At 38.0% G+C, this 15,175-nt stretch carries 12 protein-coding genes and 2 tRNA genes; 7 read left to right on the top strand and 7 right to left on the bottom strand.

Going from position 1 to position 15,175, the window contains the following annotated elements; translation table 11 throughout:
* Window positions 1–78 precede the first annotated feature (78 nt).
* The 3 genes from EV201_RS09980 to EV201_RS09970 all read right to left on the bottom strand — a co-directional run bounded on the left by EV201_RS09980 (window position 79) and on the right by EV201_RS09970 (window position 2,391).
* Window positions 79–846: a TIGR00266 family protein gene (locus EV201_RS09980; protein ID WP_130307425.1), complete on the bottom strand. Its 768-nt coding sequence runs from the start codon at window positions 844–846 to the stop codon at window positions 79–81.
* Window positions 847–962: 116 nt separating this feature from the next.
* Entirely contained in the window at window positions 963–1,886 is a 924-nt protein-coding gene (gene rsgA, locus EV201_RS09975; RefSeq protein WP_130307424.1) for a ribosome small subunit-dependent GTPase A, read from the bottom strand.
* A 154-nt stretch (window positions 1,887–2,040) separates the two neighbouring features.
* Window positions 2,041–2,391 (bottom strand): hypothetical protein, encoded by a 351-nt coding sequence (locus EV201_RS09970; RefSeq protein ID WP_130307423.1) that lies wholly within the window; start codon window positions 2,389–2,391, stop codon window positions 2,041–2,043.
* A 161-nt stretch (window positions 2,392–2,552) separates the two neighbouring features.
* Here EV201_RS09970 and EV201_RS09965 point away from each other — a divergent pair.
* Window positions 2,553–2,626, top strand: a tRNA-Gln gene (locus EV201_RS09965).
* Between the two features lie 139 nt (window positions 2,627–2,765).
* The gene (locus tag EV201_RS09960; protein WP_130307422.1) at window positions 2,766–4,400 is read left to right on the top strand and encodes a SulP family inorganic anion transporter; all 1,635 of its coding nucleotides are present in this window, start codon (window positions 2,766–2,768) and stop codon (window positions 4,398–4,400) included.
* Here the strand turns inward: EV201_RS09960 and folK are convergent.
* Complete coding sequence (gene folK / locus EV201_RS09955) at window positions 4,397–4,882, bottom strand: 2-amino-4-hydroxy-6-hydroxymethyldihydropteridine diphosphokinase (protein ID WP_130307421.1); 486 nt, start codon at window positions 4,880–4,882, stop codon at window positions 4,397–4,399. The genes EV201_RS09960 and folK overlap by 4 nt on opposite strands.
* A gap of 202 nt (window positions 4,883–5,084) precedes the next feature.
* Between folK and sppA the strand changes: the two genes are divergently transcribed.
* The 3 genes from sppA to EV201_RS09940 all read left to right on the top strand — a co-directional run bounded on the left by sppA (window position 5,085) and on the right by EV201_RS09940 (window position 7,927).
* Window positions 5,085–6,881, top strand: a complete 1,797-nt coding sequence (gene sppA / locus EV201_RS09950) for a signal peptide peptidase SppA (protein ID WP_130307420.1) — start codon at window positions 5,085–5,087, stop codon at window positions 6,879–6,881.
* A 144-nt stretch (window positions 6,882–7,025) separates the two neighbouring features.
* Window positions 7,026–7,490 carry a DUF4190 domain-containing protein gene (locus tag EV201_RS09945; RefSeq protein WP_130307419.1) on the top strand — a complete coding sequence of 155 codons (465 nt, stop codon included), beginning with the start codon at window positions 7,026–7,028 and terminating at the stop codon, window positions 7,488–7,490.
* 5 nt (window positions 7,491–7,495) lie between these two features.
* Window positions 7,496–7,927: a DUF2752 domain-containing protein gene (locus tag EV201_RS09940; protein ID WP_130307418.1), complete on the top strand. Its 432-nt coding sequence runs from the start codon at window positions 7,496–7,498 to the stop codon at window positions 7,925–7,927.
* On the opposite strand, the gene EV201_RS09935 is transcribed toward EV201_RS09940, so the two are convergent.
* The gene (locus tag EV201_RS09935; protein ID WP_130307417.1) at window positions 7,914–9,218 is read right to left on the bottom strand and encodes a serine hydrolase domain-containing protein; all 1,305 of its coding nucleotides are present in this window, start codon (window positions 9,216–9,218) and stop codon (window positions 7,914–7,916) included. The genes EV201_RS09940 and EV201_RS09935 overlap by 14 nt on opposite strands.
* Before the next feature lie 93 nt (window positions 9,219–9,311).
* Entirely contained in the window at window positions 9,312–12,413 is a 3,102-nt protein-coding gene (locus EV201_RS09930) for a glycosyltransferase family 117 protein (RefSeq protein ID WP_130307416.1), read from the bottom strand.
* Window positions 12,414–12,681: 268 nt separating this feature from the next.
* Here EV201_RS09930 and EV201_RS09925 point away from each other — a divergent pair.
* Window positions 12,682–12,755: transfer RNA gene (locus EV201_RS09925), tRNA-Gln, on the top strand.
* Window positions 12,756–12,870: 115 nt separating this feature from the next.
* Here EV201_RS09925 and EV201_RS09920 read toward each other — a convergent pair.
* The gene (locus tag EV201_RS09920; RefSeq protein WP_130307415.1) at window positions 12,871–13,902 is read right to left on the bottom strand and encodes a glycosyltransferase family 9 protein; all 1,032 of its coding nucleotides are present in this window, start codon (window positions 13,900–13,902) and stop codon (window positions 12,871–12,873) included.
* Window positions 13,903–14,322: 420 nt separating this feature from the next.
* Between EV201_RS09920 and EV201_RS09915 the strand changes: the two genes are divergently transcribed.
* Complete coding sequence (locus tag EV201_RS09915; protein WP_130307414.1) at window positions 14,323–15,147, top strand: universal stress protein; 825 nt, start codon at window positions 14,323–14,325, stop codon at window positions 15,145–15,147.
* Window positions 15,148–15,175: the final 28 nt, after the last annotated feature.

Genomic DNA, 15,175 nt, shown 5'->3' with positions numbered 1-15,175 from the left:
CCCGTCTTCATTTATTGAAGAGCGGGATTATGAAATAATAATATTTGGGCTAATTAGGTCTGTCCTAGCTTGCGTGAGTTAGCCCTCAAGAAACTCACCTAATAATGATCGTCCACCTTTTCCGGTATTGCTTCCCATTGGTGAAATGGCCTGAATCAGTTTTCGGATTGGCATTGATTGCAGGTAAACTTTCCCTGTTCCACGAAGTGTTGCCAGGAATAAACCTTCGCCACCGAAAACCATCGATTTTAATCCACCTGCTTTTTCTATTGAGAAATCAATTCCCTCTTCAAAAGCAACAACACAACCGGTATCCACTCTTAAGGTTTCATTATTCAGTTGTTTTTCGATAACGGTGCCTCCGGCATGAACAAAGGCCATCCCGTCACCCTGTAGTTTTTGCAAGATGAATCCTTCACCTCCAAAGAATGTGGCTCCCAGTCTTTTATTGAAAGCAATGCTAACCTTGGTTCCAAGAGCAGCACATAAGAAGCCATCCTTCTGAACAATTAGTGTACCACCTGCTTGTTGTAAATCAATAGGCATAATGGTACCAGGATAAGGTGCAGAGAATGCAACTTTAGATTTGCCGTAACCTCTGTGTGTGAAATGTGTTAAGAAAAGGGATTCCCCGGTTATCATACGGGAACCAGCAGATAATAATTTGCCAAACAAACCTGCTTCTGGTTCTGACCCATCACCCATCTTGGCTTCAAATTGGATGCCTTCTTCCATATAAGCCATAGCTCCTGCCTCAGCAATTACGGTTTCGTTAGGATCCAATTCAATTTCGACCAATTGAATGTCGTTACCATATATTTTATAATCGATTTCGTGTGAACGCATATTTTTTAAATTAAGATTAAAGAAATAAAGGTTCAATATATAAGGATTAAGTTAAAAGTCAAAGGGATTAAAGTGGGTGCTTCAATTTTTAACGTTTAATAGCTTTCCTTTAAAGTCTATCTGTATTTCAATTCTTCATCTTCAGACATCATGCCCCAATAGCTGTCGTAACGGCTTTCTGCAATTTCACCCGTTTCAACGGCTCTCTTAACAGCACATTTGGGTTCGTGCATATGCGTGCAGTTATGGAATTGGCACTTTTCCGAAATTTTAAAAATTTCAGGGAAGAAATGGAACATTTCCTCTTTTTTCATATCGTAAGTTCCAAATCCACGAATTCCGGGTGTGTCAATAATATATCCACCAAAATCGAGCTCGAACATTTCAGAGAATGTTGTGGTGTGTTTACCAGAAGCATGTGATTCTGATATTTCACCTGTTTTCAGTTCTAAGCCAGGCTGAATGAGATTAATCAGGGTGGACTTCCCAACACCGGAATGTCCGGATAGAAGATTGATTTTATTTTTCATCTCATCCTTAAGAAGATCTATATTTAATCCCGTTCTTGCCGAAACTTCGAAACACTTATAGCCAATGCTTTGGTAGATGTCTTTTAGTTCATTCAGTTGTGTCAGGTCTCCGTTTTTGTAACGATCAATCTTATTAAAAACCAGATTTACAGGAATGCCATAGGCTTCAGCTGCAGCGAGAAAACGGTCGATAAACGTACTTGTAGTGAGTGGATAGTTGACGGTAACAATTAAAAAAGCGTGATCAATATTAGCCGCAATAATCTGACTGCTCTTTGATAGATTAGTTGATTTACGGATAATATAATTTTTTCTGTCGTTGATTTTTACAATGACATTGGCATCTTTTTCTTGATTAAACTCAACAATGTCGCCTACTGAAATAGGGTTAGTTGTACGAATCCCTTCCATACGAAAGCGACCTTTGATTCTGCAGTTATGAACCTCACCATCATTGGTTTTAACGGTGTACCAGCTTCCTGTTGATTTTATGACTAATCCTTCTTTCACGGTTTATTGTTTTTGTGGAAAAAGCTGAATCGTTTTTTCTCTGGACTTGTTTTTGTAAGATCCGCATATTGAATGCAGAAAAACGTAAAGCTTAATAATTTAGCAAAAATAGCATTTTTTTATGGATTCGTTTTTCAGAAACATGCACCTCTCTCTATTTGATTTTTTGAAAAGTAAAATTACCGTATGTCCCCTGACTATCCAGACTTTCACCTTCTATTGTATATTCGTTTAAGAGGACTCCTTTCCAGCAGTCTAATTCATAGGATATGGTGTGATCTGAATGAATGATATCGTATTCTGTCGCCTGTAGGATGATCCGACTCCCATTGATTTCTCCTTCGAGAAATTCTTGTACCATTATTGAGTTGGAAGTGTCGACATTTTCAATGAAAATAATTTTTCCAACCAGCAATTTTCCTATTTGCTTGAGAAAGAGTTCTCCTTTGGCTTTGCCATAGCTATAATCCTCTTCATAGAGCCATTTTCCACTGAGGTTATCCATAATGGAAGCTTATTTTTTTTGCAGGTGTGAAAATATTTTGTCTCAGTAAGATACAAAACAATGCTGAAAAAAAAAGATGATTTTCCAGCAAGAGTCTTTGCTGGAAAAGAAAAATCACATATATTTGCAGCGTCTTAGTCAGAAATGACAGGCAAAGTGATTGTCCCGTGGTGTAATGGTAACACACCTGGTTTTGGTCCAGGCATTTAAGGTTCGAGTCCTTACGGGACAACCAATATTAAAGCTTCGAATTTATATTCGGAGCTTTTTTTATTCCTTCTCTTTTCAGAATTAAAGTCATAAAACATATTGTTTGTAGAATAATCTGTTTTGATTATAACTAATTTTGCGATCTAAAATTAAATCAACACACAATGTCAAAATTATTTAGTCCTAAACTGTTTAGTCTTTTAAAAGCGGGTCTTGACAGAAAACAACTTTCCAATGATGTGATGGCTGGAATCGTTGTGGGTATCGTCGCGCTTCCACTTGCAATTGCCTTTGCTGTAGCTTCTGGCGTATCGCCGGATAAGGGTTTGATAACGGCTATTGTGGCGGGATTGATTATTTCGTTTTTTGGAGGTAGTCGTGTGCAGATTGGTGGTCCAACGGGTGCATTTATTGTCATTGTTTATGGGATTGTTGAGACGCATGGTATAGGTGGATTAATTATTTCGACCATTATGGCCGGTATTCTTTTAGTCATATTTGGTTGCCTAAAATTGGGGACACTCCTTAAATATTTTCCACATCCGCTGATTGTTGGTTTTACTTCAGGTATTGCTTTAGTCATATTTTCAACACAGATAAAGGATGCTTTGGGTTTGGATATCGATAAGGTGCCTTCTGATTTTCTGGCAAAATGGGAGATGTATTTTACCCATATTGATAGTTTAAATCTAACGGCGTTGATATTAACTGTCGCAACCATATTAATTACCATTTATTCAAAGAAAATCACCAGTAAAATACCGGGTTCATTCATTGCTATCATTGCTATTACTTTATCCGTTCAGTTATTTGAGCTTCCGGTTACAACAATTGAATCATTCTTTGGAGAAATTCCAACGAGCATTAGCATTAGTTTTCCAGCAATTGAATGGGGAAACTTGACACAATATATTGCTCCTGCGATTACGATTGCTTTGCTTGGAGCGATTGAGTCGTTGTTATCAGCAGTTGTTGCAGATGGGATGATTGGTGGAAATCATCGCTCGAACACCGAACTAATTGCTCAGGGGATAGCAAATATCGTAACCCCTTTCTTTGGCGGAATTCCTGCTACAGGTGCGATTGCCCGAACTGCAACAAACATAAAGAATGGAGGTAGAACCCCTATCGCAGGGATTGTACATGCTCTGACTTTATTGTTGATTATGCTTTTCTTTGGTAAATGGGCAAAGTTGATTCCAATGTCGTGTTTGGCCGGGGTGTTGATTGTGGTGTCTTATAATATGAGCGAGTGGCGGGTTTTCCGATCTATCCTAAAAAGTTCTGGTTTTGATATTCTGGTTCTTTTATCCACTTTCTTCCTAACTGTTTTGGTTGATTTAACCATTGCAATTGAAGTGGGAGTTGTTTTATCAGCTGTACTTTTCATGAAAAGGATGGCTGACAAGGGAGAACAAATTCAAAAGGATGTTAATATCGACCTGATAGAGGATTACAGCGACTTGCCTAAAGATATTTCTGTTTATGAAATTAGTGGTCCCTTCTTTTTTGCTTCGGCTAAGGAATACGCACAGCTGATTCAGCAAATTGGTTTAAAGAGCAAAACGATTGTGATTCGAATGCGTCATGTTCCTTTTATTGATGCAACGGGTTTTCACAACTTTAAATCGGTGATTCAGACTCTTCAGAATTCTGATGTAACCATCATTCTCTCCGGAGTGAATGAGTCGGTATTACAGGATATGAAGAGATATGACCTGATTTCAAAGATTGGAGAAGATCAGATATTTGACTCATTCAATCATGCCTTGGATTATGCTAAGGTCTGTCAGAATTAATTGAATTTGTTGACTTTTAGTTTGTCAGAACATTCGTCTTTAAGGATTTGGATACTCTTTTTTAATACGGGATGCTTAAAGTCCGGGATAAGTTCCGCCAGAGGGTGAAGTGCAAAAGAACGTTCCTGAATTCGGGGATGAGGAATAGAGAGTCTTTCGTTTTCAATCTGTTCATTACCATAAAATAGAATGTCGATATCAATGGTTCGTTCGCAATATTGTGTTTTTTTGCGGACGCGCCCCAATTCTTTTTCTATAGCTTGAGTTTTATCAAGTATATCCAGAGCAGAGAATTCCGAATCAAAGACAACAACCTGATTCAGAAAATTTTGTTCGTGGGTAAATCCCCATGGTTCCGTTTCGTAAAGCGATGAGGCATTGACAAATTGTCCAACATGATTTGTCATTTTTCTGACTGCTTCAGCCAATAAGTCTTCGCGATTCCCAATATTTCCTCCTAATAAAAAGTATACTCTAGTCATAAATGATCCGTTTAAACGGCAAAAAAACTAAAGAAATCTTACTCAGCAAAATATACATCGAAAAATAAGTGTTATGGGCTAGCTTCTTTTACAAAATGGATATATTTGTTATGAGTCTTAGAAGTCCTTTTTTTAATGAGAACCTGGTCTTCTAACATGGAAATCGACCGAAAAGAAAACTAACGATCAAATTAATTATTGTATGAAGAATTTTTTTAAAATTACTCTAGCCTCTCTTTTGGCTTTTATCATAGGCAGTGTCCTTCTTCTGTTTATTGGGATGGGGATATTTGGAGCAATTATCGCCAGTGGTGATCAGCCAGTTAACGTAAAGAATAATTCTGTTCTTGAAATCACTTTGAATAAAGAGATCATGGATCGAGGTTCAGATAATCCGTTGGATGGTTTTGATTTTATGAGTTTGAAATCTGAACCTAAACTGGGACTAAACGATATATTGGATTGTATAGAGAAAGCGAAGACAGATGATAAAATCAAGGGGATTTATCTGAACATTAGCGATATTGCTTCAAGTTTTGGAGGTTATGCGGTGGCTCAGGAAATTCGTAATAAGCTTAAAGAGTTTAAGACAACCGGTAAGTTTATTGTTGCCTATAACAATATGGGGTTTTCTCAAAAAGCCTACTATTTGGCATCTGTTTCTGATAGTATCTATCTTAATCCACTTGCTAATATCTGGTTTACAGGTATGGGGGGAGAAATGACTTTTTATAAAAACTTCCTAAAGAAAATTGGTGTTGAGGCTCAGGTTGTAAGAGTTGGGAAATACAAGTCGGCTACAGAGCCTTATTTCCTTGAGAAAATGAGTGATGCATCACGTGAGCAGAATTTAGCTTATACAAATGCAATGTGGAATCAGATGGCGGAAGGCATTGCTCAGGAGCGAGATATTACTGTTGAAGCGTTTAATAAGTTGACCAATGAATTAGCCGTTCGTAAACCTCAGCATGCTTTGGATTATAAGCTTATTGATGGGATTATCTACGAAGATGAAATGGTGACCAAACTTAAGGATTTGACCGGTACCAGAGCGAAGAAAAAACTAAACAAAATTGGTATCGAGAAATATATCAAGGCACCAAAAATGAATAGAACCTTCTCTAAAAATAAGATTGCAGTTATTTATGCAACGGGAGCTATTGGTTTTGAACAATCTTCTAAATCTATTGGACCTGAATTGGCTCAAACCATTCGTAAAGCAAGACAAGATTCAACAATTAAAGCGATTGTGTTACGAATTAATTCACCAGGTGGAAGCGCCCTAATTTCTGATATTATCTGGAGAGAGGTGGATTTGGCGAGACAAGAAAAGCCGGTTGTTGCTTCGATGGGTAATGTTGCTGCTTCGGGTGGTTATTACATTGCTTGTGCTGCTGATACTATTGTTGCTGATCCGAATACGATCACTGGTTCTATTGGTATTTATGGTTTGTTTTTCTCAGGTGAGGAGTTAATTAAGGATAAGTTAGGCATTACAACTGATCCTATTGGAACACATAAGTATTCTTCTTTTGGTGGAGGGTATCCAATTCCATTTATGCCATTCTCATCTCGTAAGTTTAATAAGCAAGAACGTATGATTCTGCAGGAGTTCTTGAATGATGGTTATGATACATTTTTAAGTCGTGTAGCGAATGGTCGTCATAAGACTGTTGAAGAGATTCATGAAGTGGCACAAGGTCGTGTGTGGAATGCGATAGATGCTCAAAAGAATGGTTTGGTAGATGTTTTAGGAGGTCTTGAAACTGCCATTGCCATAGCAAAAGAAAAGGCGGGTATTGAAGATTACAGAATCAGTTCATTGCCTAAAGAAAAGGATCCATTCCAGGCTATTATGGATGATTTAACCGGTAATGTGAAGATCCGAATTCTTAAGAGTGAGTTGGGTGTGAACTACCAGTATTACGAAAAAACAAAAGAGATTATGAATATGGGTGGTGTTCAGGCTAGAATTCCATACCAAATTGATTTATATTAATTTTCAAATAAATTAGCGAAACGGTGAAAGGGCTCTCAAGGAATTGAGAGTCTTTTTTTATTATGAAATAAACAACGGTTTTAGGAGCAAGAAAATCTTATTATCTTTATCAGGATTCTAACCGACTCAAATAAAACGATTCATATGGAAAAAATTAAAACAAATGCAGGACAGGGCTTCGGTGTAGCTGGGCTAATTCTTGGAATTTTATGTTTGTTCATGGCTTTTATACCTTGTGTAGGGGTAATTGCAATTGGACCAGGGGTCATTGCCATTGTCTTATCAATTGTAGGGCTTGTACAGGCCAATAATAACAACGGTGCCAGAGGTATCAATATTGCAGCTTTAGTGGTTTCAGGTTTGGGTACTCTAATTGCTTGTGTTTGGTTGTTTGTTTTCGTCGGGATTGCTTCGCTTGACGATGAGCAGATTGAAGGAGTGGTTAAAGAGGTGATTGAAGAAGTGGTTCGTGAGTCGAATTCTTGTAATACCGATTTGCAGGATGAATTGAATCAGCTGGAAATGCAATTGGATAGTCTTAAAATTGATAAAACGATTCATATTCAAGCCGATTCGACTAAAATTGAAGTTCATATCGAGAAAAAATAATTTTAATGAAGACTTTTGATTCCTATAGAATCATCAATATTATATTTGCAGGAGTAATTGGACTGGTGTTCATTTACTCCTGTCTTTTTTTGCCCGAGAATGGCAGCCATCTTATCCCGTCCTTCTATACGGATATCACGCACCAATCGAGTCCTTCTTTAGGTCTTTCAAGAGCATTCTCAGCACTTGTGAGAGGACAATTCAGTTTGGCTAATCAGTTTAACCCATATGCTTTACAGATCTTCTTATTTTTCTCGTTTCAGTTTATTTATAGATTAATCTCACTAAATGTAGATCGGATTGTTTTTGTAAATAGAAAGTTTTGGATTCGTACGGATATCCTGTTATCTCCTTTCTTATTTCTACTTGCTTTTTATCCACTCATACACTTTACACTTCAAACAATTGTGAAGGTTATAGGCTCTATTTTTTTATAGAATTCACGACATTCTGAATAAATTTATTGGTATTGAAATGTTTGTCGATAGATAAACCTAAACGGACAATAACCAGGTCTTGGGATGGAATAATGGCTACCATCTGACCGTGATGGCCAATACACATGAATTCATCAATTTCAGAATCAGGGTTGAGCCAAAACTGAGCTCCATACTGGCCATTTGAAGCTTTTGCAGGCGTGTATGAATATTTGACCCATCCCTCTGGTAAAATGCGTTCTCCGTTTGCTATTCCATCGTTTAAATACAATAATCCAAACTTAGCCCAGTCGCGAGTGCATGCATAACCAAAAGATGAGCCCACAAATGTTCCTTCAGCATCGGTTTCATAACAAAAAGTGCTGGCCCCTATTTTCTTAAACAATTCAAGATAGGGGAAATTGTGATATTCCTTATCGTTGTTAATTTTTTTACGGATGTATTTACTGATGATGTTTGAAGTGCCTGAGGAATAAAGCCAGATGGAATCGGGTTTTACAGAAAATTGTTTTGCGATGGCATAATCCGAAGCGCTACCTGTTTTGTAGAGCATCTTGGTTACATCAGATAAATCACCATAGCCTTCGTTCCATTCTAAACCGCTGCTCATGTGCATCAGATCATTTAGACTGATGTTTTTTCTTTCATCCATTTCCCACTCTTTAAATAGGTTTTTATCTGAAAGATCAAGTCGATTTTGTTGTTTCATGATGCCAACCATTGCATTGATAATGCTTTTGTTCATCGACCAACCCAATAGAGGTGTTGATTGATTGAAGCCCTTACCATACCGCTCAGCAATTAATTTATTCTTGTAAAGAACAACAACACCTCGGGTTCTTTCTTCATGTTCGAAGACAGAATCGAGAGCTGTGTTTAGAAGTTCAAAATCGATTTCATTTCTGAAGCTGCTTATGGCTGTATCCAAAGGAATATTCTCAATTGTTGGTTTATTAAAGGTTTGTTTTTTTAACTCATTCTCGTTGTAGCCATCAGTGACACAACAGCCCAATGCCCCCCGATAAATTGCTTTCCTGGGGAAAAGCCCGAAAATACGTGCCGTTACCGATTTTTCATCTTCATTAACTTCAATAGACGTTTTACTCATAAAGGAGTAATTGATATCGTTCTTGATTAAAGACTCCAAACTTCTGTTCGCAACAAAGAGGCCTGAGCAAACATCTTTTGCCGCATAGGATGTGACAACAGGGAGCTTAAGGCTTGTGTTGTAAACAAAGTAGGTTAAGCCAAAGATGGCAAGAGCAAGTAGGATTCGTTTTAATGTTTTCATAGACTAAAAATAAGGAATAATTTGAATTGTGTTCATATTCCATTTTGGGATAGATTCTGAAAAGAAAAGGCTGCGAAATTCGCAGCCTTTGTTTTATCTGTTTTTACCTCCGTTTTGTTTGAAGGAATTAAATAGGGTTTCGAAATCTCTTTGGATTTTTTCTTTAAGGTCTTTTTGTCCCCCTGAGTCTGCAAGTCCTAGCAGCATCTGAACAATTCGGATTTCTCGTTGTTGTTCCGCTTCAATGCTAGCGAAATACATGGGTTCCAGCGAAAGGAAATAATCTATTTTTTCGTATGAGTTTTTTGCGATACGTTCAAGTAGATTATTGGCTTTCTCGGTTGCGCCTGCACGGTAATATTCTTGAATAAAACCAACTAGTGCGTAGTCGATAGGCAGCTTTTCAATTGGCAATTCTTCCATGCATCTATCAAGAACTTTGATGGCTTTTTCTGGTTGGTTCTCATCATTCAATTGGGCAGCCAAACGAACATGGTTTGAACGGAACGACATAATGCCACAGGTGATGATATGGAACTGGTCCATATAAACATCCGGTTCTTTAATGCGTCCATATTCAAATTTATTCATCAGGTTGTCATACAGAAGATCCGTATTGATACGTCCATATTCATTATATGAATTGTCAGCCTCTATTGGAACCAAACGATAAGCAGCACCTTCCAATTGGAAGAATTTTTCCAATCCTAAATAATTTTCAGGTCCCATTCCTATAGAGAAATAGATTGGACGGTCCCAATTGTTGGATGCGATAATATCCAAAATCATCATGCTGTTCTTGTACAGGTAGTTGTTGTTTAGTTTCCACTCTAAACGATCAAGAATAAGTTCAGCATCCTCTTTTTGAACGGTTCCATTAGTAATCACCTTGGCAGAATCAACCGGTAAGTAGATGTTCTTGCCAGGGAAATAGTCGAGCATTTTTCCTGATTGGGTTTCCAGTCGGGTTGCTTTATTGTCACTGCCCACGAACTTAATCATGTCGGCAAGACCTTCCGCTTTTGACAGGCGATCCATTACAGGAATTTGGTCACGTATACCGGGTTCAACTTTTTCAGCTGATAAAGTCATTGGAACAGGATCAGAGTCATAGGCTTTTCTACGCATCTGATTGATATACCAGTCTCCGGCCAATAAGCTGATGTTGACAATACGGATATCGCGACGAATACCTTCAACTTCCTGAGCATACCAAAGAGGGAAGGTGTCGTTATCACCGTATGTGAATAGAATTGCATTAGGAGCACATGAGTTCAGATAATCTTTAGCATAGGCCAGTGTGGCATATCGACCACCTCTGTCGTGATCGTCCCAGTTTTGTTGAGCCATAAGACCAGGGACAGCAACAAGACAGACCAAGCTCACCAATCCTGCAGATGCAAGCTTTGGCATTTTAGTTTGCAAGAACTTGTAAAGTCCCAATACGCCAAATCCAATCCAAATGGCAAAAGCATAGAATGAACCTGCGTAGGCATAGTCACGTTCACGTGGTTGATGTGGGTACTGGTTCAGATAAACCACAATCGCCAGACCAGTAAGAAGGAAAAGCAACATGACCACCCAAAAATCTTTTTTGCCCTTTTGTCCGGCATTTATTTGAAAGAAAATACCGATCAATCCTAAAATAAAGGGCAGGAAGTAATAGGCATTTTTCGATTTTTTATTTTTTAGTTCTGAATACACTTTATCTTGGTTACCAAGTCGCATTTCATCTAAAAACTTGATGCCTGATATCCAATTTCCATAGCGGAAATCACCATGACCTTGAATGTCATTCTGACGTCCGGCAAAGTTCCACATAAAATAACGCCAATACATGTGGTTAAGCTGATAGCTAAAGAAGAAGGCCAGATTATTGCCGAAGCTTGGCTTATAAATGGTTTCAGGACCATTCCCATTATCGACTGTAATCGGATTGTTTTTTGAGGCCCCTCCCCAAAACTCATAATCGCGAACGTGTCCTGCATTCGAACTGTACATTCGTGGGAAAATGGTATTAAATCGAGAGTCGAATTCATATGATGGCTTGCGAGAAGCGATGACATACTTATCACCCTTTTGGATATACACAGGATCAGTGTACTTAACATCTTTTACAGGGGCATTGTAATATTCGCCGAAAACGAGAGGTCTGTCACCATATTGCTCACGGTTTAAGTAAGATAAAAGAGCAAAAACGTTGTCCGGATTATTTTCGTCCATTGGAGGATTTGCCGACGAACGGATAACAATCATGGCAAATGAAGAATAACCAATCATGATCACAACAAAAGAAGTGACGATGGTGTTTAAAATAACCTTATTGTGCTTGATTGAGTAGTTAATTGCCCAAACCACAAGAGCGATCATGGCAATGGCATAAATCATAACCCCGGTATTGAAAGGGGCTCCCATACCATTAACAAAAGCTAATTCGAACCAGGCAGCAACTTTTATAACACCAGGAATAATTCCATACATGATTGAGCCCAAAAGTAGGAGTGAGATGCCTAAGGCTGTAAGCACACCGTTTCGAGTTGTTTTATATTTTTTGAAATAGTAAACAAAGACGATGGCTGGAATGGCCAAAAGATTCAGAAGGTGAACCCCGATTGAAAGTCCCATCAAATAGGCAATCAAAATAATCCAGCGATTGGCATATTTTTCATGGGCAACATTCTCCCATTTTAGGATAGCCCAGAACACAACGGCAGTAAATAAAGAAGATAGGGCATAAACCTCTCCTTCAACAGCCGAAAACCAGAAGGTATCCGAAAAAGTGTAAGCCAGAGCACCAACCATACCTGCACCGAGTACTGCAACACCATTTGCTAAGCTGATTTCACCCTCTTTTACAAAAAGCTTTTTGGCAAGGTGGGTGATGGTCCAAAATAAAAACATGATGGTGAAGGCAGAAGCCAAAGCAGACATCAGATTGACCATAAGTGCCGCCTGTGATGGTTCGGGAGCGAATAATGCGAAGAAACGAGCCATAATCATAAAGAGTGGTGCTCCCGGTGGGTGACCAACTTCCAGGCCATATGCCGTTGTGATAAATTCACCACAATCCCATAAACTGGCAGAAGGCTCCATGGTTAATGCATAGGTAATGGCAGCAATAGCAAAAGCTAACCAGCCCAGAATAATGTTATACCGACGATAATCTGTATTCGATAGTTTATTGTTTCCCGACATATTTTATTAAAAATTTATTGGAACGATGAGTTCTTTTATTGTTTTTTCTGATTTTAGAACAAACAAAGATGGCATATTTTCTATTGAAATTTCTCACATTCGTATAGTTAAGAAAATAGGATGCTTTGTTTGTAAAAATATTTAAGCTCTGAAAATAGTCATTTTTAGGCACCTAGATCCTTAAGCTTTGAAAAAAATATTTTTTTTATTTGCACAATGAAAAAAATGTTTACATTTGCAGTGCTCTAAGGAAAATGAGCGACGGAATTGTCCCGTGGTGTAATGGTAACACACCTGGTTTTGGTCCAGGCATTTAAGGTTCGAGTCCTTACGGGACAACCAATATTTAAGCTTCGATTTTTAATCGGAGCTTTTTTTATGTCCCATTTTCTCAATTCGATGCACAAAAAAAAGCGTCAATTAAAATGACGCCTTTTTAAAATTTTTTTTCTTTGAATCAGATCATTTCTAAAGCTTCTCTGGCGACCCATTCTGGAGAAATATCAACCATGCATTTTTGATAAACATCTTGCGAGCATTTACCTGATCCATCTTTGGTACATGGGCGACATTTAAGATCAACTTCTAAGGTTTTAATTTGATCACCACTTGTAAACCCAAAGGCTGTTGGTCCCATCAGTGATAGGGCTTTGATGCCAAATTTATCTGCAGCATGAAGAAAACCCGTGTCTCCGGAGATCACCAGTTGGGATTTTTGTACCAAATAGCATGATTCCAAAAGATTAGTCTTACCCATAAGGTTTAGTACCCGGTCGGGTGCTGTGTCTTGAATTTCTTTACAAAATAAATCATCCGGCCCGGCCAAAATCATAAACTTGTAATCGGGTAGATTTAAGATGAGTTTCTGCCAATGCCCAACTGGCCAGCGTTTCATAGGCCAAGCCGCAGAAGGGACAAGTGTAATTAGTTTTCGATCATCCTGATCCTTAAAATTCAGAATACTTGAGTTAATTTTTTCTTTAAGATTCTCAGGGAAATACCAATCTGTTTTGTTGATAGAAAAGTCCGTAATTCCCCATTTTTGCAGAGGTTTTCTAAAAGATAGCATGCCTCTGAATGGCATTGGGAATTTATCGATCCGAAATTTGAACAGAAGAATGCGTTTGATTCTGTCTTTGCTACGAAGCGTATAGTCAGGCCCGATGCCGAACCACCTCTTCCAACGAGGTACAAGTACAGTTTTTAGGACGATAGAGCGAATGTTGCTATGGGCATCGTATATGTAATTGAAATTTTCCTTTTTTAATTCCTTAGCTTGCTTCCACAGGCCTTTAAAACCTGCTTTTCTGTCGAAACCCCAAATCTTATCGATGCGATTGTCCATCGCTAAAAACGAAGACATATCTTTTCGGGCAATCCAGTGAATTTCAGCATCAGGATAGTGGTTTTTAATACCATCAACAACAGTCATACATTGAATGATGTCGCCAATAGAAGAGAAGCGAATAATGAGGAATTTTTTAGGCATTGATTCTTTTTTTAATCTTGAAAGACAAAATTAGAAAGTTTTTTTTCAAAAGCTTTATTATTCTTAAGTGAATGGATTTGGAAAGCAAAATTCGAGATTCATCAAAATCAGATTTTTACTTTTATGCTGCATCATTAAAAGTAAGGGAGAGCCGAAGTATCCTATATTCAGTGGGACTCTTCGCTTTTAAGCTAATCTGTTATGGATTGAATGGATCGATTGGGGCTAAATCTCTATTTCGTCGTCAAAATGTTCTTTGGAAACCGGAGGAGTCTTAGTAAATTATATATCAGAGCTTAGGGGAGATGTTGAGGGGTTGAAACAAATTGATTTTTGAATAGATAGAAATTTGGGGAGAACCCTTCTTTGGTATCTTTAAGTTAGGTTTTTTAATTGATAAAAACATTAAATCCTACTGATATGAAAGAGAGAGGGAAAGCGATAGTGGTTGGTTGGGATTTTTCTGAATATTCTAAACTTGCTTTAGATCATGCCTTATTTTATGCCTATCAAACGACTATGAAAGTTTGTTTGGTACATATTGTGAGGTGGCAATCTGATCTTGCAAAGATGGAAATCGAATTGCAGAAAGAAGTTGATCAAATATATCAAAAAACAGGTAAACGAGTTGATATGATGCTTCGAGTTGGAAGTGTTTCATCCGGTTTAAAAGCAGCCGCAAGAGAGATATCAGCGGCGGTTGTATTTATTGGGACTCAGGGAGTGAAAGGCATTCAGAATTATGTTGGTAGTCACGTTTTGAAAACTATAGCGAATTCGGTTATTCCGTTTGTTGTAGTGCAGGCACCCTTAGAAAAGCATCACAAGTTCACCCTGGTTTGCCCAATAGATTCGCGTAAAGAATGCAAAGAGGTTTTGTATTGGGTGACTTATTTGGCCAGAATATTTGGAGCTAATATTTCTTTGGTTTATCCGGAATATGCAACCCCAACAAAAAAAATAAAAACAAGGGCCAATATTAATTTTTCTAAAAATTATTTGAGGGATTACAGGATGATTTATGAGGAAGTGAAATTGGATTCGAAAGGATTTAATAAAGCAATTATTAAATACGCCAAAGACAAACATGCAGATCTGATTTTAACCATCACAAATCGACGACAGAAGGTCCAGAACTTCTTTTTTACAGATAAAATTCAGTACTTACTGGCCAATAAAGAGAAAATTCCTGTACTGTGTGTCAGTCCTCGTAAAGACGTGTGGTTGTATGGGGGATATAAATAAGATCGACTCTTAATTAGCATTGGATTAT

The organism is Ancylomarina subtilis, from assembly GCF_004217115.1.
Lineage (GTDB): Bacteria > Bacteroidota > Bacteroidia > Bacteroidales > Marinifilaceae > Ancylomarina > Ancylomarina subtilis.
The sequence above is the reverse complement of the archived record's forward strand: the minus strand, read 5'-3'. Positions and strand labels throughout refer to the sequence as shown.

Bases quoted from the DNA above. Each gene is read 5' to 3' on its own strand.
- EV201_RS09980 (WP_130307425.1), bottom strand. From the start codon at position 846: ATGCGTTCACACGAAATCGATTATAAAATATATGGTAACGACATTCAA.
- EV201_RS09970 (WP_130307423.1), bottom strand. From the start codon at position 2,391: ATGGATAACCTCAGTGGAAAATGGCTCTATGAAGAGGATTATAGCTAT.
- EV201_RS09960 (WP_130307422.1), top strand. From the start codon at position 2,766: ATGTCAAAATTATTTAGTCCTAAACTGTTTAGTCTTTTAAAAGCGGGT.
- folK (WP_130307421.1), bottom strand. From the start codon at position 4,882: ATGACTAGAGTATACTTTTTATTAGGAGGAAATATTGGGAATCGCGAA.
- sppA (WP_130307420.1), top strand. From the start codon at position 5,085: ATGAAGAATTTTTTTAAAATTACTCTAGCCTCTCTTTTGGCTTTTATC.
- EV201_RS09945 (WP_130307419.1), top strand. From the start codon at position 7,026: ATGGAAAAAATTAAAACAAATGCAGGACAGGGCTTCGGTGTAGCTGGG.
- EV201_RS09940 (WP_130307418.1), top strand. From the start codon at position 7,496: ATGAAGACTTTTGATTCCTATAGAATCATCAATATTATATTTGCAGGA.
- EV201_RS09935 (WP_130307417.1), bottom strand. From the start codon at position 9,218: ATGAAAACATTAAAACGAATCCTACTTGCTCTTGCCATCTTTGGCTTA.
- EV201_RS09930 (WP_130307416.1), bottom strand. From the start codon at position 12,413: ATGTCGGGAAACAATAAACTATCGAATACAGATTATCGTCGGTATAAC.
- EV201_RS09920 (WP_130307415.1), bottom strand. From the start codon at position 13,902: ATGCCTAAAAAATTCCTCATTATTCGCTTCTCTTCTATTGGCGACATC.
- EV201_RS09915 (WP_130307414.1), top strand. From the start codon at position 14,323: ATGAAAGAGAGAGGGAAAGCGATAGTGGTTGGTTGGGATTTTTCTGAA.